Origin of the sequence: Azospirillum tabaci, assembly GCF_014596085.1 — a bacterium.
GTDB classification, from domain to species: domain Bacteria; phylum Pseudomonadota; class Alphaproteobacteria; order Azospirillales; family Azospirillaceae; genus Azospirillum; species Azospirillum tabaci.
Genome location: NZ_JACCJY010000002.1, coordinates 367,914 through 384,537, shown reverse-complemented (window position 1 = coordinate 384,537; position 16,624 = coordinate 367,914). Strand labels below are relative to the sequence as shown.

20 protein-coding genes are annotated in these 16,624 nt (G+C 68.9%); 12 read left to right on the top strand and 8 right to left on the bottom strand.

Going from position 1 to position 16,624, the window contains the following annotated elements; translation table 11 throughout:
- Position 1 precedes the first annotated feature (1 nt).
- Entirely contained in the window at positions 2-985 is a 984-nt protein-coding gene (locus H0B54_RS04975; RefSeq protein WP_188259458.1) for an SDR family NAD(P)-dependent oxidoreductase, read from the bottom strand.
- Positions 986-1,174: 189 nt separating this feature from the next.
- Between H0B54_RS04975 and H0B54_RS04970 the strand changes: the two genes are divergently transcribed.
- The 4 genes from H0B54_RS04970 (at position 1,175) to H0B54_RS04955 (ending at position 4,667) form a co-directional block, all read left to right on the top strand.
- Positions 1,175-1,513 carry a hypothetical protein gene (locus H0B54_RS04970; RefSeq protein ID WP_014240524.1) on the top strand — a complete coding sequence of 113 codons (339 nt, stop codon included), beginning with the start codon at positions 1,175-1,177 and terminating at the stop codon, positions 1,511-1,513.
- Positions 1,514-1,530: 17 nt separating this feature from the next.
- Positions 1,531-3,498, top strand: coding sequence for an asparagine synthase (glutamine-hydrolyzing) (asnB, locus tag H0B54_RS04965; RefSeq protein WP_188259457.1), 1,968 nt, complete (start codon positions 1,531-1,533; stop codon positions 3,496-3,498).
- A complete protein-coding gene (locus H0B54_RS04960) occupies positions 3,495-3,644 on the top strand; it encodes a hypothetical protein (protein ID WP_188259456.1) in 150 nt (49 codons plus the stop codon). Before asnB ends, H0B54_RS04960 begins: the two co-directional genes overlap by 4 nt.
- A 93-nt stretch (positions 3,645-3,737) precedes the next feature.
- Positions 3,738-4,667, top strand: a complete 930-nt coding sequence (locus H0B54_RS04955; RefSeq protein ID WP_188259455.1) for an EamA family transporter — start codon at positions 3,738-3,740, stop codon at positions 4,665-4,667.
- Here the strand turns inward: H0B54_RS04955 and H0B54_RS04950 are convergent.
- Positions 4,636-5,115, bottom strand: a complete 480-nt coding sequence (locus tag H0B54_RS04950; RefSeq protein WP_343068896.1) for a GNAT family N-acetyltransferase — start codon at positions 5,113-5,115, stop codon at positions 4,636-4,638. The genes H0B54_RS04955 and H0B54_RS04950 overlap by 32 nt on opposite strands.
- A 231-nt stretch (positions 5,116-5,346) precedes the next feature.
- Between H0B54_RS04950 and murA the strand changes: the two genes are divergently transcribed.
- The 4 genes from murA (at position 5,347) to H0B54_RS04930 (ending at position 8,707) form a co-directional block, all read left to right on the top strand.
- Positions 5,347-6,651 carry a UDP-N-acetylglucosamine 1-carboxyvinyltransferase gene (gene murA, locus H0B54_RS04945; protein ID WP_014240528.1) on the top strand — a complete coding sequence of 435 codons (1,305 nt, stop codon included), beginning with the start codon at positions 5,347-5,349 and terminating at the stop codon, positions 6,649-6,651.
- Positions 6,652-6,695: 44 nt separating this feature from the next.
- Positions 6,696-7,160 (top strand): DUF2948 family protein, encoded by a 465-nt coding sequence (locus H0B54_RS04940; protein WP_188259454.1) that lies wholly within the window; start codon positions 6,696-6,698, stop codon positions 7,158-7,160.
- Positions 7,161-7,173: 13 nt separating this feature from the next.
- On the top strand, positions 7,174-7,593 hold the full coding sequence (locus H0B54_RS04935) for an OsmC family protein (protein ID WP_094307333.1): 420 nt from the start codon (positions 7,174-7,176) through the stop codon (positions 7,591-7,593).
- An 82-nt stretch (positions 7,594-7,675) separates the two neighbouring features.
- Positions 7,676-8,707 carry an SDR family oxidoreductase gene (locus tag H0B54_RS04930; RefSeq protein ID WP_188259453.1) on the top strand — a complete coding sequence of 344 codons (1,032 nt, stop codon included), beginning with the start codon at positions 7,676-7,678 and terminating at the stop codon, positions 8,705-8,707.
- Positions 8,708-8,728: 21 nt separating this feature from the next.
- On the opposite strand, the gene sugE is transcribed toward H0B54_RS04930, so the two are convergent.
- The 5 genes from sugE to H0B54_RS04905 all read right to left on the bottom strand — a co-directional run bounded on the left by sugE (position 8,729) and on the right by H0B54_RS04905 (position 11,665).
- Entirely contained in the window at positions 8,729-9,046 is a 318-nt protein-coding gene (sugE, locus tag H0B54_RS04925) for a quaternary ammonium compound efflux SMR transporter SugE (RefSeq protein ID WP_094307331.1), read from the bottom strand.
- A 157-nt stretch (positions 9,047-9,203) separates the two neighbouring features.
- Positions 9,204-9,377 (bottom strand): hypothetical protein, encoded by a 174-nt coding sequence (locus H0B54_RS04920; RefSeq protein WP_188259452.1) that lies wholly within the window; start codon positions 9,375-9,377, stop codon positions 9,204-9,206.
- 71 nt (positions 9,378-9,448) lie between these two features.
- Positions 9,449-10,006, bottom strand: a complete 558-nt coding sequence (locus tag H0B54_RS04915; RefSeq protein ID WP_188259451.1) for a hypothetical protein — start codon at positions 10,004-10,006, stop codon at positions 9,449-9,451.
- Entirely contained in the window at positions 10,003-10,575 is a 573-nt protein-coding gene (locus H0B54_RS04910; RefSeq protein ID WP_188259450.1) for a hypothetical protein, read from the bottom strand. The genes H0B54_RS04915 and H0B54_RS04910 overlap by 4 nt, the downstream gene beginning before the upstream one ends.
- Positions 10,576-10,594: 19 nt before the next feature.
- The gene (locus tag H0B54_RS04905; protein ID WP_188259449.1) at positions 10,595-11,665 is read right to left on the bottom strand and encodes a hypothetical protein; all 1,071 of its coding nucleotides are present in this window, start codon (positions 11,663-11,665) and stop codon (positions 10,595-10,597) included.
- A 229-nt stretch (positions 11,666-11,894) separates the two neighbouring features.
- On the opposite strand from H0B54_RS04905, the gene H0B54_RS04900 reads away from it, so the two are divergent.
- The 4 genes from H0B54_RS04900 (at position 11,895) to H0B54_RS04885 (ending at position 15,864) form a co-directional block, all read left to right on the top strand.
- Positions 11,895-13,670 carry an ATP-binding response regulator gene (locus H0B54_RS04900; protein WP_188259448.1) on the top strand — a complete coding sequence of 592 codons (1,776 nt, stop codon included), beginning with the start codon at positions 11,895-11,897 and terminating at the stop codon, positions 13,668-13,670.
- Between the two features lie 159 nt (positions 13,671-13,829).
- Positions 13,830-14,393, top strand: coding sequence for a SiaB family protein kinase (locus tag H0B54_RS04895; RefSeq protein ID WP_343068895.1), 564 nt, complete (start codon positions 13,830-13,832; stop codon positions 14,391-14,393).
- A gap of 26 nt (positions 14,394-14,419) precedes the next feature.
- The gene (locus tag H0B54_RS04890) at positions 14,420-14,818 is read left to right on the top strand and encodes a DUF1987 domain-containing protein (RefSeq protein WP_188259447.1); all 399 of its coding nucleotides are present in this window, start codon (positions 14,420-14,422) and stop codon (positions 14,816-14,818) included.
- Positions 14,815-15,864 carry a sensor histidine kinase gene (locus H0B54_RS04885; RefSeq protein WP_188259446.1) on the top strand — a complete coding sequence of 350 codons (1,050 nt, stop codon included), beginning with the start codon at positions 14,815-14,817 and terminating at the stop codon, positions 15,862-15,864. Before H0B54_RS04890 ends, H0B54_RS04885 begins: the two co-directional genes overlap by 4 nt.
- Before the next feature lie 6 nt (positions 15,865-15,870).
- Here H0B54_RS04885 and H0B54_RS04880 read toward each other — a convergent pair whose 3' ends face one another.
- Positions 15,871-16,602 carry a response regulator transcription factor gene (locus H0B54_RS04880; protein WP_188259445.1) on the bottom strand — a complete coding sequence of 244 codons (732 nt, stop codon included), beginning with the start codon at positions 16,600-16,602 and terminating at the stop codon, positions 15,871-15,873.
- Positions 16,603-16,624: the final 22 nt, after the last annotated feature.

Genomic DNA, 16,624 nt, shown 5'->3' with positions numbered 1-16,624 from the left:
CTCAGGCGAGGCCGTGGTAGCGCTTGTACCACGCGATGAAGCGGGGCAGGCCGGTCTCGATGGAGGTGGTCGGCTCATAGCCGAGATCGCGGCGGCTCGCCTCGATGTCGGCGGAGGTTTCCGGCACGTCCCCGGCCTGCATCGGCTCCATGGTCATGTTGGCCTTGCGCCCCAACGCCTCCTCGATGATGCCGATGAAGCGCATCAGATCCTCGGTCCGGTTGTTGCCGAGGTTGTAAACGGCGTGCGGCGCCCCATTGGCGTCGGGAGCCGCCGGGCGGTCCAACGCCGCCAGCACGCCCGCCGCGATGTCTTCGACGAAGGTGAAGTCGCGCTTCATCCGCCCCTCGTTGAAGACGCGGATCGGGCGGCCCGCCATGATGGCGTCGGCGAACAGGTAGGCGGCCATGTCCGGACGGCCCCAGGGCCCGTACACGGTGAAGAAGCGCAGGCCCGTCGCCGGCATCTTGTAGAGATGGCAATAGGCATAAGTCATCATCTCCGCCGCCTTCTTGGTGGCGGCGTAGATGGACATCGGGGAGTCGACACGGTCCTCCACCGAAAAGGGCATCTTCTTGTTGGCGCCGTAGACGGAGGAGGTGGAGGCGTAGACGAAATGCTTCAGCTTCGGCATGCGCCGGGCGGCTTCCAGCATCGCCACCTGCCCGGTGACGTTGGCGTCCACATAGGCGTAGGGGTTCTCCAGCGAGTAGCGCACCCCGGCCTGGGCAGCCAGATGCACGACGCCGGTCGCCGCCGCGAAGTCGGGGGCCAGCGCCTCGACCACCGCGCGGTCGGACACGTCGGCCTTGACGAAGCGGAAGCCGGGCCGGTCGGCGAGGCGGGCCAGCCGCGCCTCCTTCAGCGCCACGGAATAGTAGTCGTTGAGGTTGTCGATCCCCAACACCGTCTCGCCGCGATCCAGCAGCGCCGCCGCGACGTGCGAGCCGATGAAACCGGCCGCGCCGGTGACCACGATCGTCATATCCACCACCCCTGACAGGCGCGCGCCGGCCAGCCCCCTGCTCGGGCCGTCACGCGCGCGTCAACAGCTCGTCTTATGCCCGACCCGGTGACCGGATGCCAGTCCGCAAAAATCCTCCACCGCTTGACAGCCGCCGGGCGCACCCGATCTACTGCCGCAACCTTAATCACGTTGCCGAGCCGGACATCCATGCCGCCGAAGAAGAATCCCGCGAACCTCAACCCGCTGCAGCTCAAGACGCTGACCCTCCTTCAGGAACTCGCCCGTCTGGAGCAGAAGCCGGTCGAGGGCGAGGAGGGGGCCTTCCAGGTCACCAACCTGCCGCACGCCCATGGCAACCACTTTCATCTGGGCAGCGCGGTCGTCGCCTCCCGCGACGCCACCGGCCTGACCAACGAGGCCGTCTGGACCATCCTCGAGCGCAAGGGCATGCTGCGCCGCGATGCCGGTTACGGGGTCGTGACCGCCGAGGGCATGGCCTACGAGACCGGTCTGCGCGACAGCATCCTGCATCGGTCCGACCACTAAGGGCGAGGGCACGCGCCGTGTGCGGCATCTGCGGCTTCCTGGCCGGCCCGGGCTTCGAGTCCGGGCTTGAGGCCACAGCACGGCGCATGGCCGACACCATCGCGCACCGCGGTCCCGACGGGGACGGCGTGTGGGCCGATGGGGAGGCCGGGATCGCGCTCGGCCACCGGCGGCTCGCCATCGTGGAACTGTCGCCGCTGGGCCGCCAGCCGATGGAATCGGCGGACGGGCGCTGGGTGATCGCCTACAACGGCGAAATCTACAATTTCCAGGACCTGCGGGCGGAACTCGAAGCCGCCGGCCACCAATTCCGCGGCCATTCGGACACGGAGGTGCTGCTGGAGGGCTGCGCCGCCTGGGGCGTCGAGCGCACCGTGCGGCGGCTGGTCGGCATCTTCGCCTTCGCCCTGTGGGACCGCCGCGAGCGCACGCTCTTTCTGGTGCGCGACCATCTGGGGGTGAAGCCGCTCTACTGGGCGCGGATGGGCGAAGCGCTGCTGTTCGGCTCCCAACCCAAGGCGTTGCGCGCCCATCCCGCCTTCGCGGCGGAGGTCGACCGCGACGCGCTGTCCGCCTATCTGCGCTTCAGCTACGTCCCGGCGCCGCACAGCATTTACCAGGGCGTCCGCAAGCTGGAGCCGGGCAGCATCCTGACCGTCCGTCCGGGGCGCGAACCCGAGCGCACCGTCTATTGGGACGCCGGCGCTGCGGCGCGGGCCGGCATCGCCGACCGGCTGTCGCTGTCCGACGACGACGCGACGGACGCGCTGGAATCGCTGCTCAAGGACGCGGTCGGTCGGCAGATGATGGCCGACGTGCCGCTGGGCGCCTTCCTGTCCGGCGGGATCGACAGCTCCACCGTCGTCGCGCTGATGCAGGCGCAGAGCGCGCGGCCCGTGCGCACCTTCACCATCGGTTTCGGCGAGGATGGCTACGACGAGGCGGTGCACGCCCGCGCCGTCGCCGCCCATCTCGGCACCGAGCACACCGAGCTTCGGGTGGAGGCCCGCCACGCGCTGGAGGTCATCCCCAAGCTGGCCGACTGGTACGACGAGCCCTTCGCCGACAGCTCGCAGATTCCGACGCTGCTGGTGTCGGAGATGACCCGGCGTTCCGTGACCGTGGCCCTGTCCGGCGACGGCGGGGACGAGCTGTTCGCCGGCTACAACCGCTACCTCACGGCGCCGGCTTTGTGGCGGCGCATGGCGCCTTTGCCCGCCGGGCTGCGGCGCGGCGCGGCCGGGCTGATCCGCGCCGTCCGTCCCGCCGGCTGGGACGCGCTGGCCGGGCTGATCCCCGAGGGGCGCCGCCCGCGCCAGACCGGCGACAAGCTGCACAAGCTCGCCGGCGTGCTGGACGCCGCCGGGCCGGACGCCATCTACCGCCGTCTGGTCAGCCAATGGCAGGCCCCCGACGCGCTGGTCCGTGGCGGGCGGGAGCCGCACGAACCGGCCTGGGACGACGGGCTGGCGGCGGGCATCCCCAATTTCGTCGAGCGCATGCAGCATCTCGACAGCGTCACCTACCTGCCGGACGACATCCTGGCGAAGGTGGACCGCGCCAGCATGGGCGTGTCGCTGGAGGCGCGCGTGCCGCTGCTCGACCATCGGGTGGTGGAGTTCGCCTGGCGCGTGCCGCAAGCGCAGAAGCTGCGCGACGGCAAGGGCAAGTGGCTGCTGCGCCAAGTGCTCTACCGCCATGTCCCGCCGGCCCTGGTGGAGCGGCCCAAGGCCGGCTTCGCCATCCCGCTGGACGGCTGGCTGCGCGGCCCGCTGCGCGACTGGGCGGAGGATTTGCTGGACGAGGGGCGGCTGCGCCGGGAAGGCTTCTTCGACCCCGCGCCGATCCGCGCCTGTTGGGCGGAGCATCTGGCCGGGACCCGCAACAACCAGCACCGGCTCTGGAACGTGCTGATGTTCCAGGACTGGAACCGCCGCTGGGGCAGCGCCGCCGCCCCGGCCCCGCTTGCCGCGAGCGCCGCATGACCACGGAAGATCAGACCAAGAGTCCCGCCGCCATCCAGCCGAAGAAGGACGACAAGCAGGACCGGCTCGCCGCCCGCCTGCGCGAGAACCTGCGCAAGCGCAAGGAGCAGGCGCGCGGGCGGGAGAAGGACGGCCAGCCGGGCTGACCGTCACAAGGCCGGTGACGCATTTGCCGCATCGGTTCGGCGTTGGTCACACGGTATCGTTGCCGCCGATCTGGAACGGGGCAGGGCAGGGCCATGGCGGTTGAGTTGGCGCGGACGCGCCTGTGGGGCTATGGCTGCATCGTCGCCTCCGCGCTGCTGTTCGGCGTGGCCGGGACGGCGGCGAAGATGATGTTCGTCGCCTCCATGCCGCCGCTGGTCATGATCGCGGTGCGCGCCATGGTGTCCGCCGCCGTGCTGGCTCTGATCATGCTGACCCTCGGCCGGCCGATCCGGGTGCGGCGGGCGGATCTGCCGTTCCTGGCGGAACTGGCCGTCTGGCTGACGCTGGTCAACCTGACCTTCTTCTACGCCATCGCCCTGACCAACGTGGCGCTGGCCCTGATGCTGGAATACACCGCGCCCATGCTGATCGTGGCCGCCGGGCTGGTGCTGGGCACCCATCGGATGAACCGGGCGGTCGCGCTCATTCTGGCGGGCAACGCCGCCGGCTGCTTCCTGCTGGTCGGCGCCTATGATCCGGCCCTGTGGTCGGGGAACGCGCTGGGGGCGGCGGTGGGCATGCTCAGCGCCGTGTGCTTCGCCGCCTACAACGTCCGCTGCGCCCACGGGCATCGCAGGGGGCTGAACAGCTGGTCGATGACCTTCTGGCCCTTCTTCCTGTCGGCGCTGTTCTGGCTGCTCGCCACTCCAGCTATTGATTACGCGGCGGTCGAGGTGACCTGGGAGACGGTCGGTTTCGTCCTGTTCATCGGGGTGTTCGGCACGGTGGCGCCCTACTGGCTCTATCTGGAGGGTCTGAAGACCATCGAGCCGTTCCCGGCGACGGTGATCGGCATGCTCGATCCCGTTTTCGCCGGGGTGACGGCCTTCCTGCTGCTGGGAGAGCGCTTCGAGCCGCCCCAACTCGCCGGAATGGCGGTGGTCTGCGCGGTGATCGTCTTCCTGAAGCGCAACGAGTCCGCCGTGCAGGCTATTCCCCGTCCCGCCGCAGAGCCTTCCTGAGCCAGACCTGCGTGTGCCCCGGCGGATAGCCCTCCATCTCCGCCCACACCTCGTAGCCCTGCTTGCGGTAGAAGCCCGGCGCCTGGAAATCGTAGGTGTAGAGGCGCGACCAGCGGCAGCCGCGTTTCACCGCCTCCTCCTCCGCGGCGGCGAGCAGGCGGGCGCCGAGCCCGCTGCCGCGTCGGCTGTCATGGACCCACAGATAGTCCACATACAGCCACTCCCAGTTGGTGTAGCCGGTCAGCCCGGCCATCAGCGCCCCGTCCGCATCGCGGACGGTCGCCAGGATGTCCCGCAGGTCGTAGGGGGCGGTGAAGCGCTCGTTGAAGGCGCGCAGCTCCCCGTGGATCTGCTTCACCTCGTCCGGGTCGAGCCGCCCGGAGAGGGAGAGGGTCAGGCCGGCCGCCATGCTGTCCTGTGCGCTGCCCTGGGCGCTGTCCTGTGTCACGCAATCGGTCCTTTCCTGTGCAACGGGAGAAGGGCTTCCATGAAAAAAGCCTCAATTCCATCCCTTGAGCGCGCCCGCATGCTCCGCTACAACGCCTGACAGATTCAATCCCCGTATGACCCGAGACGTCCGCCGACGATGGGCCTGTCGCCGGACCCTCGGACCCGCAAGATGGCCTAATCCGCCGGGCTTCGGCCTTTTCGACAGCATCTGACCGGACAAGACAGCTTCATGGACAAGATCCGCATCCGCGGCGGCAAGCCCCTTCACGGGTCGATCACGGTCGGGGGCGCCAAGAACGCGGCGCTGCCCCTGATGACCGCGGCGCTCCTCACCGACGGGACGCTGACGCTCACCAACCTGCCGATCCTCGCGGACATCAACACGCTGTGCAACCTGCTGCTCCAGCACGGCGTCGCGATCCACATGGCCGGGGCGGGCGGGGATTGCGCCGGCCGCGTGGTGGAGTTCACCGCCCGCGACATCACCAACACCACGGCCCCCTACGACCTCGTCCGCAAGATGCGGGCGAGCGTCCTGGTGCTCGGCCCGCTGCTCGCCCGCTGCGGCGAGGCCAAGGTGTCGCTGCCCGGTGGCTGCGCCATCGGCGCGCGCCCGGTGGACCTGCACATCAAAGGCCTGGAGGCCATGGGGGCGGACATCCGCATCGAGGGCGGCTACATCGTCGCCAAGGCGCCGCAGGGCGGTTTGCGTGGTGCCGAGTATGTCTTCCCCAAGGTGTCGGTGGGCGCCACCGAGAACCTGCTGATGGCCGCCACGCTGGCCCGCGGCACCACCGTCCTGGTCAACGCCGCCCGCGAGCCGGAGGTCACCGACCTCGCCGAATGCCTCGTCAAGATGGGCGCCAAGATCACCGGCATCGGCACCGACCGGCTGACCATCGTCGGCGTGGACCGGCTGAACGGCGCCCGCCACATGGTGGTGCCGGACCGCATCGAGACCGGCACCTACGCCATGGCGGCGGCGATGACCGGCGGCACGCTGGACATCCTGAACACCCGCATGGACCTGATCAAGGCGGCGGTGACCGCCCTGGTCCCGGCGGGCGTGGAGTTCACCGAGATCGAGACCAATGGCCAGACGGGGATTCGCGTCTCCCGCGCCAACGGCGAGCTGGTCGGCGTGGACGTGATGACCGAGCCCTATCCCGGCTTCCCCACCGACCTTCAGGCCCAGATGATGGCCCTGATGTGCACGGCCAGGGGTGCCGGCATGATCACCGAGACCATATTTGAGAATCGGTTCATGCACGCGCCCGAGCTGACCCGCATGGGAGCCCGCATCACGGTGCACGGTTCCTCCGCCCTCGTCCGGGGTGTGGAGCGTTTGACCGGCGCGCCCGTTATGGCGACGGATCTCCGCGCGTCGGTGTCGTTGGTCCTGGCCGGTCTTGCGGCGGAAGGGGAGACGACGGTCAACCGCGTCTACCACCTCGACCGCGGCTACGAGCGGCTGGAGGACAAGCTGGCGGCCTGCGGCGCGGACATCGAACGCATCCGGGCGGAGGACGACTGACGGCGTCCTGCGCCCGCTCAGCCGTCCACAGCGAAGGGAAGCTCATGACCGCCACGCCGATCCGCCTGCGCGCCCAGGATGCCGAGGATCTGAAAGTCGTCTCCGCCTGTCTGCAGGACGCCATCCTGCCGATCGGCGACATGTGCTTCCTGCCCGAAGAGGCGCGCTTCGTGCTGGTGGCCAACCGCTTCAAGTGGGAAACGGCCGATAGGCGGCGTCCCGGCCCCACCGCCGACGACGACGACCTCACGCCCTTCGAGCGCGTCAACTGCGGCGTGCGTATCGAAGGGGTGAAGGCCGTGAAGCTCCGCGGCCTCGACCTGAGGGACCGCGCGCAGATCCTGGAACTGCTCTCCGTCGAGGCGGCGGAGGGTGCCCTGATCCTGAATTTTGCCGGCGGCGCCTGCATCCGGCTGGAAAGCCCGTCCTGGACCTGCTTCGTCGAGGATCTGGGGGAACCCTGGCCGACCGGCTGCAAGCCCTGCCATCCATTGGAAGACGAACAATAATCGGGAGACCGCCATGAAGGCGCGGGTGAAGTGGGTTGACGGCAGGATGTTCGTCGGCGAGTCCGGCAGCGGCCACGCCGTGGTCATGGACGGCGCGCCGGAGGCGGGCGGGCGCAACCTGGGCATCCGTCCCATGGAGATGCTGCTGATTGGGATGGGCGGCTGCACCGGCTTCGACGTGGTGATGATCCTGGAGAAGGGCCGTCAGGCCATCACCGACTGCGTGGCCGAGATCGAGGCCGAGCGTGCCGAGACCGACCCCAAGGTCTTCACCAGGATCCACGTCCACTTCGTGGTCACCGGGCGCGGCCTGGACCCGGCGAAGGTCGAGCGCGCCATCGCCCTCTCGGCGGAGAAATACTGCTCCGCTTCCATCATGCTGGGCGCCACCGCCGCGATCACCCACGATTTCGAGATCGTCGAGGCGCCGTAGGCGTAACGGCGGCGGAACCGGCGGGCTCCGGGCGGGTTGGGACAGCGTCGATGCTCGTCCCAGCCCACGGAGCCCTGCCGCCATGCCCACTTCCCCCGTTGCCAGCCGGAACCGGCCCGTCGTTGTCGTCACCGGAGCGTCCGCAGGGGTCGGACGGGCGACGGCGCTCGCCTTCGCGCGGGAGTGGGGTGCTGCGGTTGGGCTGATCGCCCGCTCCCGTGACGCGCTGCAGGATGTGGCGGCGGAGATCGAGCGGCTCGGCGGGACGGCGTTGGTGCTGCCCGCCGACGTGGCCGACGCCGACGCGGTGGAAGCCGCCGCGGAGCAGGCCGAGCGGGCGCTGGGTCCCATCGACGTCTGGGTCAACAACGCCATGGTGACGGTGTTCGGGCGCATCCGCGACCTGACGCCCGAGGAAATCCGGCGGGTGACCGAGGTGACCTATCTCGGCTCCGTCCACGGCACCATGGCGGCGCTGCGCCGCATGCTGCCGCGCGACCGCGGCCTCATCCTTCAGGTCGGGTCGGCGCTGGCCTACCGCTCCATCCCGCTCCAGGCCGCCTATTGCGGCGCCAAGAGCGCCATCCGCGGCTTCATCGACAGCCTGCGCTCGGAACTGATCCATGACGGCAGCCGCCTGCGGGTGACCATGGTCCATCTGCCCGCCGTCAACACGCCGCAATTCGACTGGGCGCGCAGCCACATGCCGCGCCGGGCGAAGCCGGTCGGCGCCATCTTCGACCCGGACGACATCGGACGCGCCATCGTCCAGGCCGCGGCGGACCCCAAGCGGGAGCACTGGCTGGGCTTCACCACCGCCGAGGCGATCCTCGGAACGCAGGCGCTTCCCGCCTATGCCGATTACCGGGTGGCCTTCACCGCCTTCGAAGGGCAGGAGACGGAGGAAACGGAAGCGCTCGGTCGGCCCGACAACCTGTTCGAGCCGGTGCCCGGCGTGCACCGCACGCACGGGCGCTTCACCGGGCAGGAGGAGCGCCTGTCGCTGAGCACCACGGGAACCGCGGCGCGCGGCTTCGCGTTCCTCGCCGGCCTCGCGGTGGTTGGGGGAATCGGCTACGCCGCGCGGGCGGCCCTGCAAAGGGAGCGCGCCTGACGGCGGGCCACCAACGGCGGATCAGGGCGTGATCAGCTTCAGCCCCAGGATGCCCGCCACGATCAGCGCGATGCAGCCGAGCCGCAGGATGTCGGCGGATTCCCCATAGAGCCAGATGCCCAGGACGACGGTGCCGACCGTCCCGATGCCGGTCCAAACGGCGTAGGCGGTGCCGAGCGGCAGCGATTTCAGCGCCATCCCCAGCAGGGCGAGGCTGATGACCATCGACGCAACGGTCAGGGCGGTGGGAATGGGACGGGTGAAACCCTCCGTCTGCTTCAGGCCGACGGCCCAGCCGATTTCGAAGAGGCCGGCAAAGAACAGGATGACCCAGGACACGGAACACCTCCGGTGGATTGGAGGCAGGGTCGTCCCCGCCGAACTCCCCACTCCCGACGTGGGTGTCCCATGGTTGGGTGTGCCATGGTCGGGCGTGCCGTGGTGAGGTCGTCCTCACGGGAGAGGCGACCGGGATATGGGCATGCGGGTGGTCCGGTCAAGCCCCGTCCCAGCGATGGCCGCTGTCCGTCTCGCAGAGCACCGCGACCTCGCGGCGGGGGCAGCGGCGGTCGTCCAGGGGCAGGACTGCGAGGCTGGGCTCGGGGCGCTTGCGGGTGGCCGGCTGGGGAGCGGGAAGGGGCTGAAGGCGGGTTGCGATACGGTGGGTCATGGCGGTCACCAGGGCAGGAGGGTCGACCACCCCACTCTAGCCATGGTGCCCTTGCCGCGCTGTGGCGGGCCTCACAGGGCGTGTCCGGCCCTCTTGCGCTCCGCCGCGTCCATGGGCAGGAACAGGCGGCAGGTCAGGACCGGACCGATCTCGTAGCCGTTCACGCGCGGGAAGCGCTGGGCGACGCGGTCCAGCGCCTCCTTCTGGTTGGCGGCGACGATCAGGTAGGTGCGCCCGTCGCGCCAGGAGGCGGCCATGGCGGCGCTGGTGTAGAGCGCGTCCGGGGCGCGGCGCACCGCCACCTCCCAGATGGTTCCGGGGCGGGCCTCCAGCCGGTCGAAGACGTGGAAGAGTTCCATCGGTGCCTGTTGGGCCGCATCGAGCTGCCGCTCCAGCGCTTCGGCCTGCCGCTTCGCCTCGGCCAGAGCCTCCTCTAGGCCCCCCAGTGTTCCGCGCGTCGTCTCCAGCGTTTTCCGGGCCTCCTGGACGCGCTGCTCCATGGTCCGGATGTCCTTTTCGGCGGTGGCGATCTCGTCGCGCGCCGCGCGGACGCGGCGTTCGCCCATCCGGTTCACCAGCACGCTGGCCGCCAGCAGCAGCAGCGCCGCGTAGAGGAGGATCGCCGTCATGGGGAGACCGGCCGCGCGCCCTCGTTGGCCCCGCTTGCGGCCGGGATCAACGGGATCGTCTCGGGCCGCGAGAACAGGACCCCGTTGCGCGTGCTGAAGGCGCGCTGCAGCATCGCCGCCGCGGCGTCCGGCGTGTCGGCCCAGACGCGGGCGATGTTCCGGCGCTCCCAGATCGCCCGAGCGAACAGCATGCGCCGGGGATCGAGCCGGGCGAATTCCGGGACGGTGCGCAACTCGCTCTCATAGCGCTGGGCGCCGCTCTGGGCGTCGCCGACCTCGTGCACCAGGGCGATCTTGGACGCCTTCACCGACGCGATCAGGCCAGTCAGGCGTCCCCGCTCGGCGGTCAGCCGGTCGAGGGCCTCCTGCCGGACGGCGCTCTCGGCCTGGGCGTCCTCGATCCGGCGGCCGAGTGCGGCGAGGTCGACGGCCTGGGCATCCAGCTTCCGCCGCACCAACGCCTTGCGGCTGGCGGTGGTGGTGAGGCGCGATGCCTCATAGACCACGGAAAGGCCGAGAGCGCCCACGCACAGGACCAGCACGGCGAGGACGAAGATGTCCATGTTCATCGCGTCACCATCCGAACCATCAGCGCCCGCCCGGAGTGCCGGAGGCGTTCATCACCCCGGCCAGGGGGGGCGCCAGCTGTCCGGCCGGTGGCGCGGACAGGGACTGTCCGGAACGCCGCGCGGCTTCGAACAGGTCCCGCAGCCCGCGGTCGGAGCCGTGCGCCGTGCTGCCGCCGAGCACCGGTAAGCCCGAAGCGCCGCCATCCGTCTCCTCGCTGTGCGCCGTCAGCCATGCGGCGGCGGAATCGACCAGCGGCAGCGGCAGCAGCGCCCGCAGCGCCGCGCCGAGTAGGGGGTCGCGGCGCGTGTAGAGACCGGCCACCGCGAACAAGGCCATCGCCTCCGGCGGGACGCTGTCGTTGGACAGCGCGCCGCGCACGCAAGCCAGCAACTCGTCGATCTCCATGTCCGGCGCCCGCCCGCCCAGCGTCCGCCATCCGTCGGACAGGCGCAGCGCGGCGGTCAGCGTGTCCACGTCCGTGCCGTCCAACGGTCGGAGCGCCGCGACGCCGCCGGGAATCGCCAGGGTGCTGGCGGCACGCATGCGGTGGCTGTTGGCCTCTTCCAGAAACAGGGCGAGCGCGGTGGGATCGGTGCGCAGCGCGTCCAGGACGGCCAGCGAGCGGTCGCGCAAGACTTCCGCCCAGTTCACCATCTCCGGAGAGGCGAGCACCCGGTCCAGGGCGCCTTCGGCCAGCCGGTTGTCCAGGCGGTTCTGCACGGTGGCCGACAGATCGTCCATGCGCCGCGACAGGGCCGGCCACCAGCCGGCGGTGTCGAGAACGCGGATGCAGCCGGGCAGCGGGTCCGCGACCGACAACAGGACCGGATCGCGCAGCATCACCGGCTCCAGCCATCGCGCCCACAGGCGGCGCGTGTGCGCCTGTCGCCGGCTGGACAGCAGGCCGAGAAGCATGGCGCGCACCGGCAGGCTGGCCGGCGGGTCCGCGGCCCGCGACGCACCGGGACGGTGGTCGAAGCGCGACAGGAACCGGCGGAACGCCGCGCACCGGCTGGTGAGGGCAGCGTTCAGGTCCCTACCATTGGAATCCCCGTTTTTGAGGTTCCCACCCCTGAGGTCCATGTCCATACGCGGGCAAACTCCCTCGTTTTCGGAGAGTATAAAAGATAACGGTAATACCTGGGTATTCATCAAAGGGCAGAATCCGCCCAAATTGGTGCTAGGTGCCTCTAATGCATGGCGTTTTGTGACAATTTGCTACAGCCCTGGACGGGTGGGCTTAGGTCTCGTACCGCTTTGGTGCCTTCCTTGTCCGTCGATGCGGAACGATTTGGGTAGGTCATGCGTGGAGGAGACCATGGGCCAGGATATGGACGAAGGTCTGGACGATGAGCCGTTGTTCGGCCCCGACGATGGGATTGCCGACGACTCCGCGGCCAACGCCCGCCCGGCGGACCCCTGGCCGGTGCTGGTGGTCGACGACGATCCCCAGGTCCACACCATGACCGAGGTGCTGCTGCGCGATTTCGAGTTCGAAGACCGGCCGTTCGAAGTGGTCAGCGCCCTATCCGCAGCGGCTGCCCGGTCGCTTCTGCTGACCCGCCCGGACATTCCGGTGGCCCTGCTCGACGTGGTGATGGAGACGGACGACGCCGGCCTGCGTCTGGTCCGCTTCATCCGCGAGGATCTGAACAACCACCGCATGCGCATCATTCTGCGCACCGGCCAGCCTGGGCAGGCGCCGGAGCGGGACGTGGTCGTCGCCTACGACATCAACGACTACAAGGCCAAAAGCGAGCTCACCGCCCAGCGCCTGTTCACGACGCTGGTCAGCGGGCTGCGGGCGTGGCGCGACATCGTGACCATCGAACGGCACCGCCAGGGGCTGGAGCGCATCCTCGTCGCCTCCGCCCCGCTGTTCGAAACCCGCTCCATGCGCACGCTGGTGGAAGAGCTGGTGGACCAGCTCAGCAAGGTCGTGGACAACAGCGGCGGCGCCGTTCTGGCCTGCCGGCTGGTGGACCGCGGCGACGGCAAGACGCGGGCCTCCGTGGTCGCCGGCTCCGGACGCTTCGCGCGGTTCGTCGGGCGACCCGCTTCCGACACGCTGGAGCCCGACCTGACCGCCCAGGTGATTTCCGCCTTCGAGACGCAGCAGAGCAGTTTCGGGTCATCCCGCTGCATCCTGGCCTTCCGCACGCGGGAGCATGGGACGACGGTCTTCGCCCTGGAGCGGAGCGAGCCTTATCGCGAAGACGATCATCGGTTGCTGGAGCTGTTCTGCGCCCGTGTCATCATCGGCTTCGACAATGTGTGCCTGTACGAGGATCTGGTGGCGCTGAACCAATCGCTGGAACGGCGCGTTGGTGAGCGGACGGCCGAGCTGGCCGCCAACCAAGCCGCTCTGGTCGCGGCCAAGGAGCGGGTGGAGCGGGCGCTGGAGGCGGAGCTGGTCGCCCGCGAGCAGCAGCGCCAGTTCGTCACCATGGTCAGCCACGAATTCCGCACCCCGCTGGCCATCATCGACAGCGCCGCTCAGATGCTGACCCTGCGGGCGGAGCGGGAGACCCCGGACTCGTTGGAACGGCTGCGCGTCATCCGCAGCAGCGTTCAGCGGCTGACCGGGTTGATCGACACCCATCTGACCGACGAGCGGCTTCAGGCCGGGACGCTGAGGGTGCAGCGGGCGGAGGTCGACCTGAGGGCGCTGCTGCACTCGGTGACGGAACCCTTCCGCACCGCTTACATCGGCTGCGACTTCCACCTGGATCTGGACCGGTTGCCGCCGATGGTGATGGCCGACGGGCACCTGCTGGGCATGCTGTTCAGCAACCTTCTGAACAACGCCTTCAAATATTCGGACGGCGACTGCCGCATCACCGTGCGCGGGCTGTCTGACGCCGGCATGGCGGTGGTGGAGGTGGCGGACCAGGGCCGCGGCATCCCGCAGCACGAATTGCCCCTGCTGTTCGAGCGGCATTATCGGGGAACCGGGTCGGCGGGTGTGCCGGGGACGGGAATCGGGCTGCACACGGTGCGGCAGATCATCCTGCTGCATGGCGGCTCGATCAGCGCCGAGAGCATGGTCGGGCAGGGCAGTGTCTTCCGCGTTCGCCTTCCCATGAAAAGCTGAACGCGCAAGGCCGGTCCGCCACCGCTCACCCCTGATAATCCTTTCAGCGCCGCGGACGGAAATGTAACGTGTTCATAACAAGGCCGACGCGATTGCCGGAAACCGGTCCGGACTCTTCAGATGCGGCGGGCGGCCTTTTCGCACTCCAACGGAAGAACCGTGGACTCCATTATGCTCGCTCAGCAATATGCCGGGATCAAACGGGACCTCGACGAGAAAGGCATCATTTTCTCATTCAGCGGCTATCTGTCCGAGGGGATACTCTATTCCCTGGGCGAGGCGTTGCGTGAAAAGATGACTCTGGAAGAAACCGACGGCCCGACGGTCCGCCGGGTCTTCGCCGTCTTTGTCGAGCAGATGCAGAACATCATCCGTTACTCCGCCGAGAAGGTGACCGGCGCGCGCGAGAAGCCGGTCGAACTGAGCGCCGGCATGGTCACCATCGGCATGGAAGGCGGGAAGGTCTTCATCGTTTGCGGCAACACCGTGTACAACGCCGACGTTCCGCGCCTGCGCGAACGGCTGGAGTATCTGAAGGGCTTGGACAAGGACGCGATCAAGACCTATTACCGGGAGCAGCTGCGCGAAACCCCGGAAGAGGGCGCACGGGGCGCCAACATCGGGTTGATCGAGATTGCGCGCCGCGCCAGCGAACCCATCGAGTATGATTTCCTCGAATTGGACGAAGGCAAGAGCTTCTTCTGTCTCAAGGCTCGGATCTGAGAGCGGCTGTGGACATCCGGACGACCATGGAATCCCTGAAATTGCCCGCGACGGGCCGGACGCCCGAAGTCGATTTCGACTTCTCCCAAGGCGTGCTCCGCCTCAGCGGCGAGTCCTATCCCGACGACGTGGCGACCTTCTTCGGCCCGATCTTCGCATCGCTCCGCGCCTTTCTCGCCGAGGCGGGCGGCCACCCCATCCGCTTCGACATGGAACTGCTGTATTTCAACAGCTCCAGCGCGAAGGCCCTGATGAACATCTTCCAGATGCTGGAGACGGCGGCCAGCGAAGGGCGCAGCATCTCCGTGACCTGGTGCTACGAGGAAAACGACGATTCCATGCAGGAACTGGGCGAGGATTTCGCCGAGGATCTGCAGCACGTCGCCTTCACGCTCAAACAGATCCCGGCAGACGGGGCGTCATGACCTTCAACCTCTTCGCCGCTGAGGAGCAGGCCATCGAGCAGGCCCGCCTTCTGGGGGAGAGGCTGGGCGCCGCCGCGCCGGAGCTGCGCGCCGATTTCGAGGCGCTGGTGGAGGCGTTCCAGCGCAGCACGCGCGAGCAGCGCCGGCTGGTCCGGGTCAGCGACCGGCTTCAGGCGCAGATCGGCTCCGCCAACCAGGAGCTGGAGCGCCGCCGGCAGGAAGCGGAAACCGCGCTGGCCGACCTGCGCGAAGCCCAGGAGGCGATGGTCCGCGCCGAGAAGCTGGCGTCGCTCGGCGCTCTGGTGGCCGGGGTGGCGCATGAGATCAACACCCCCGTGGGCATCGCCGTGTCCTGCGCGTCGCATCTGTCCGACGCCACCGCCGGGTTGCGCCGGCGCGCCCAGTCCGGAGAGCTGAGCAAGGCGGACTTCTCCCGCTATCTGGCCACCGCCACCGACACCACGGCGCTGATCCTCACCAATTGCGAGCGGGCGGCCAAGCTGATCGCCAGCTTCAAGCAGGTGGCGGTGGACCGCGCCAGCGCCGAGCGGCGGGCGGTGAATCTCAACCGCTACATCCAGGAGACGCTGGTCAGCCTGGAGCCGAAGCTCCGCCAGGGCCGGCACACCATCTCCGTGTCCTGCCCGGACGGGCTGGTGGTTGACAGCTATCCGGGTGCCCTGTCGCAGATCCTGACCAACCTCGTGATGAATTCCGTCACCCACGCCTTCGTCGACGCGCAGGGCGCGGAGGGGCAGGGCGGCGCCTTGACGATTACGGTGCAGGAACCGGAGCCAGGAACCGTGCGCCTGGTCTACAGCGACGATGGCCGGGGCATTCCGGCGGACCATCTGCCGCGGATCTTCGATCCCTTCTTCACCACCCGGCGCGGCGAGGGGGGCAGCGGGCTCGGCCTGCACATCGTGCACAATCTGGCGGTCGGAGCGCTGAAGGGGGCGATTTCGGTGGACAGCGCGCCGGGGCAGGGCACGCGCTTCGTCCTGACCTTTCCGAGGAGCACCCCTCCGGACGATGCCTCCGCCTGAACCGCCTCAGATCACCCGGACCGGCGCGGAGAACACATAGCCCACGCCGTGGACCGATTTGACCGGGGCGGTTTCGCCGATCGCGTTTTCCACCTTGTGGCGCAGGCGACCGACCACCGTGTCGATGGAACGATCGTCGGGGTTCCAGCGGCGGTTGTAGAGCGCCACCGAAATCTGGTCGCGGGTCGCCGGCTGACGGGCCTGCCCGGCCAGCAGCGAGACCAGCTTCATCTCCATGCTCGTCAGGCTCACCCGCACGCCCGCCGGGCTGGTCAGCGCCCAGGCCGTGGCGTCCAGAATCCAGCTCGCCTCGTCCGTCGCGGGCTGGCTGGAGGATTGCGGGGCCGGCGAGGTGGTGGCGCCGTTGCTGGTCTCCAGACGGCGGAGCAGGGCCTTGGCCTGGGCCTCCAGCTCACGCATCTCGACGGGTTTCACCAGATAGGCGTCGGCGCCCAATTCCAGCCCGACCACCCGGTCCACGGTGGAGCCGCGGGCAGTCACCATAATGATTCCGATGGCGGGATTTTCGCGCAGCCGCGTGGCGATCTTGAATCCGTCCTCACCCGGAAGATTGACGTCGAGAACAACCAAGGAGACCGGGCGTGAGGCGATCTGTTCGTCCAGTTCGCGCCCATTCTTCGCCCCGACCGCATCGAAGCCGCAACTGCGCAGGTATTCGATCATGTCACGTCGCAGAGACGCTTCGTCCTCGACGACAACGATCGTAACGGCCGCCATCCCCTCTGCTCCCCCGTTACCG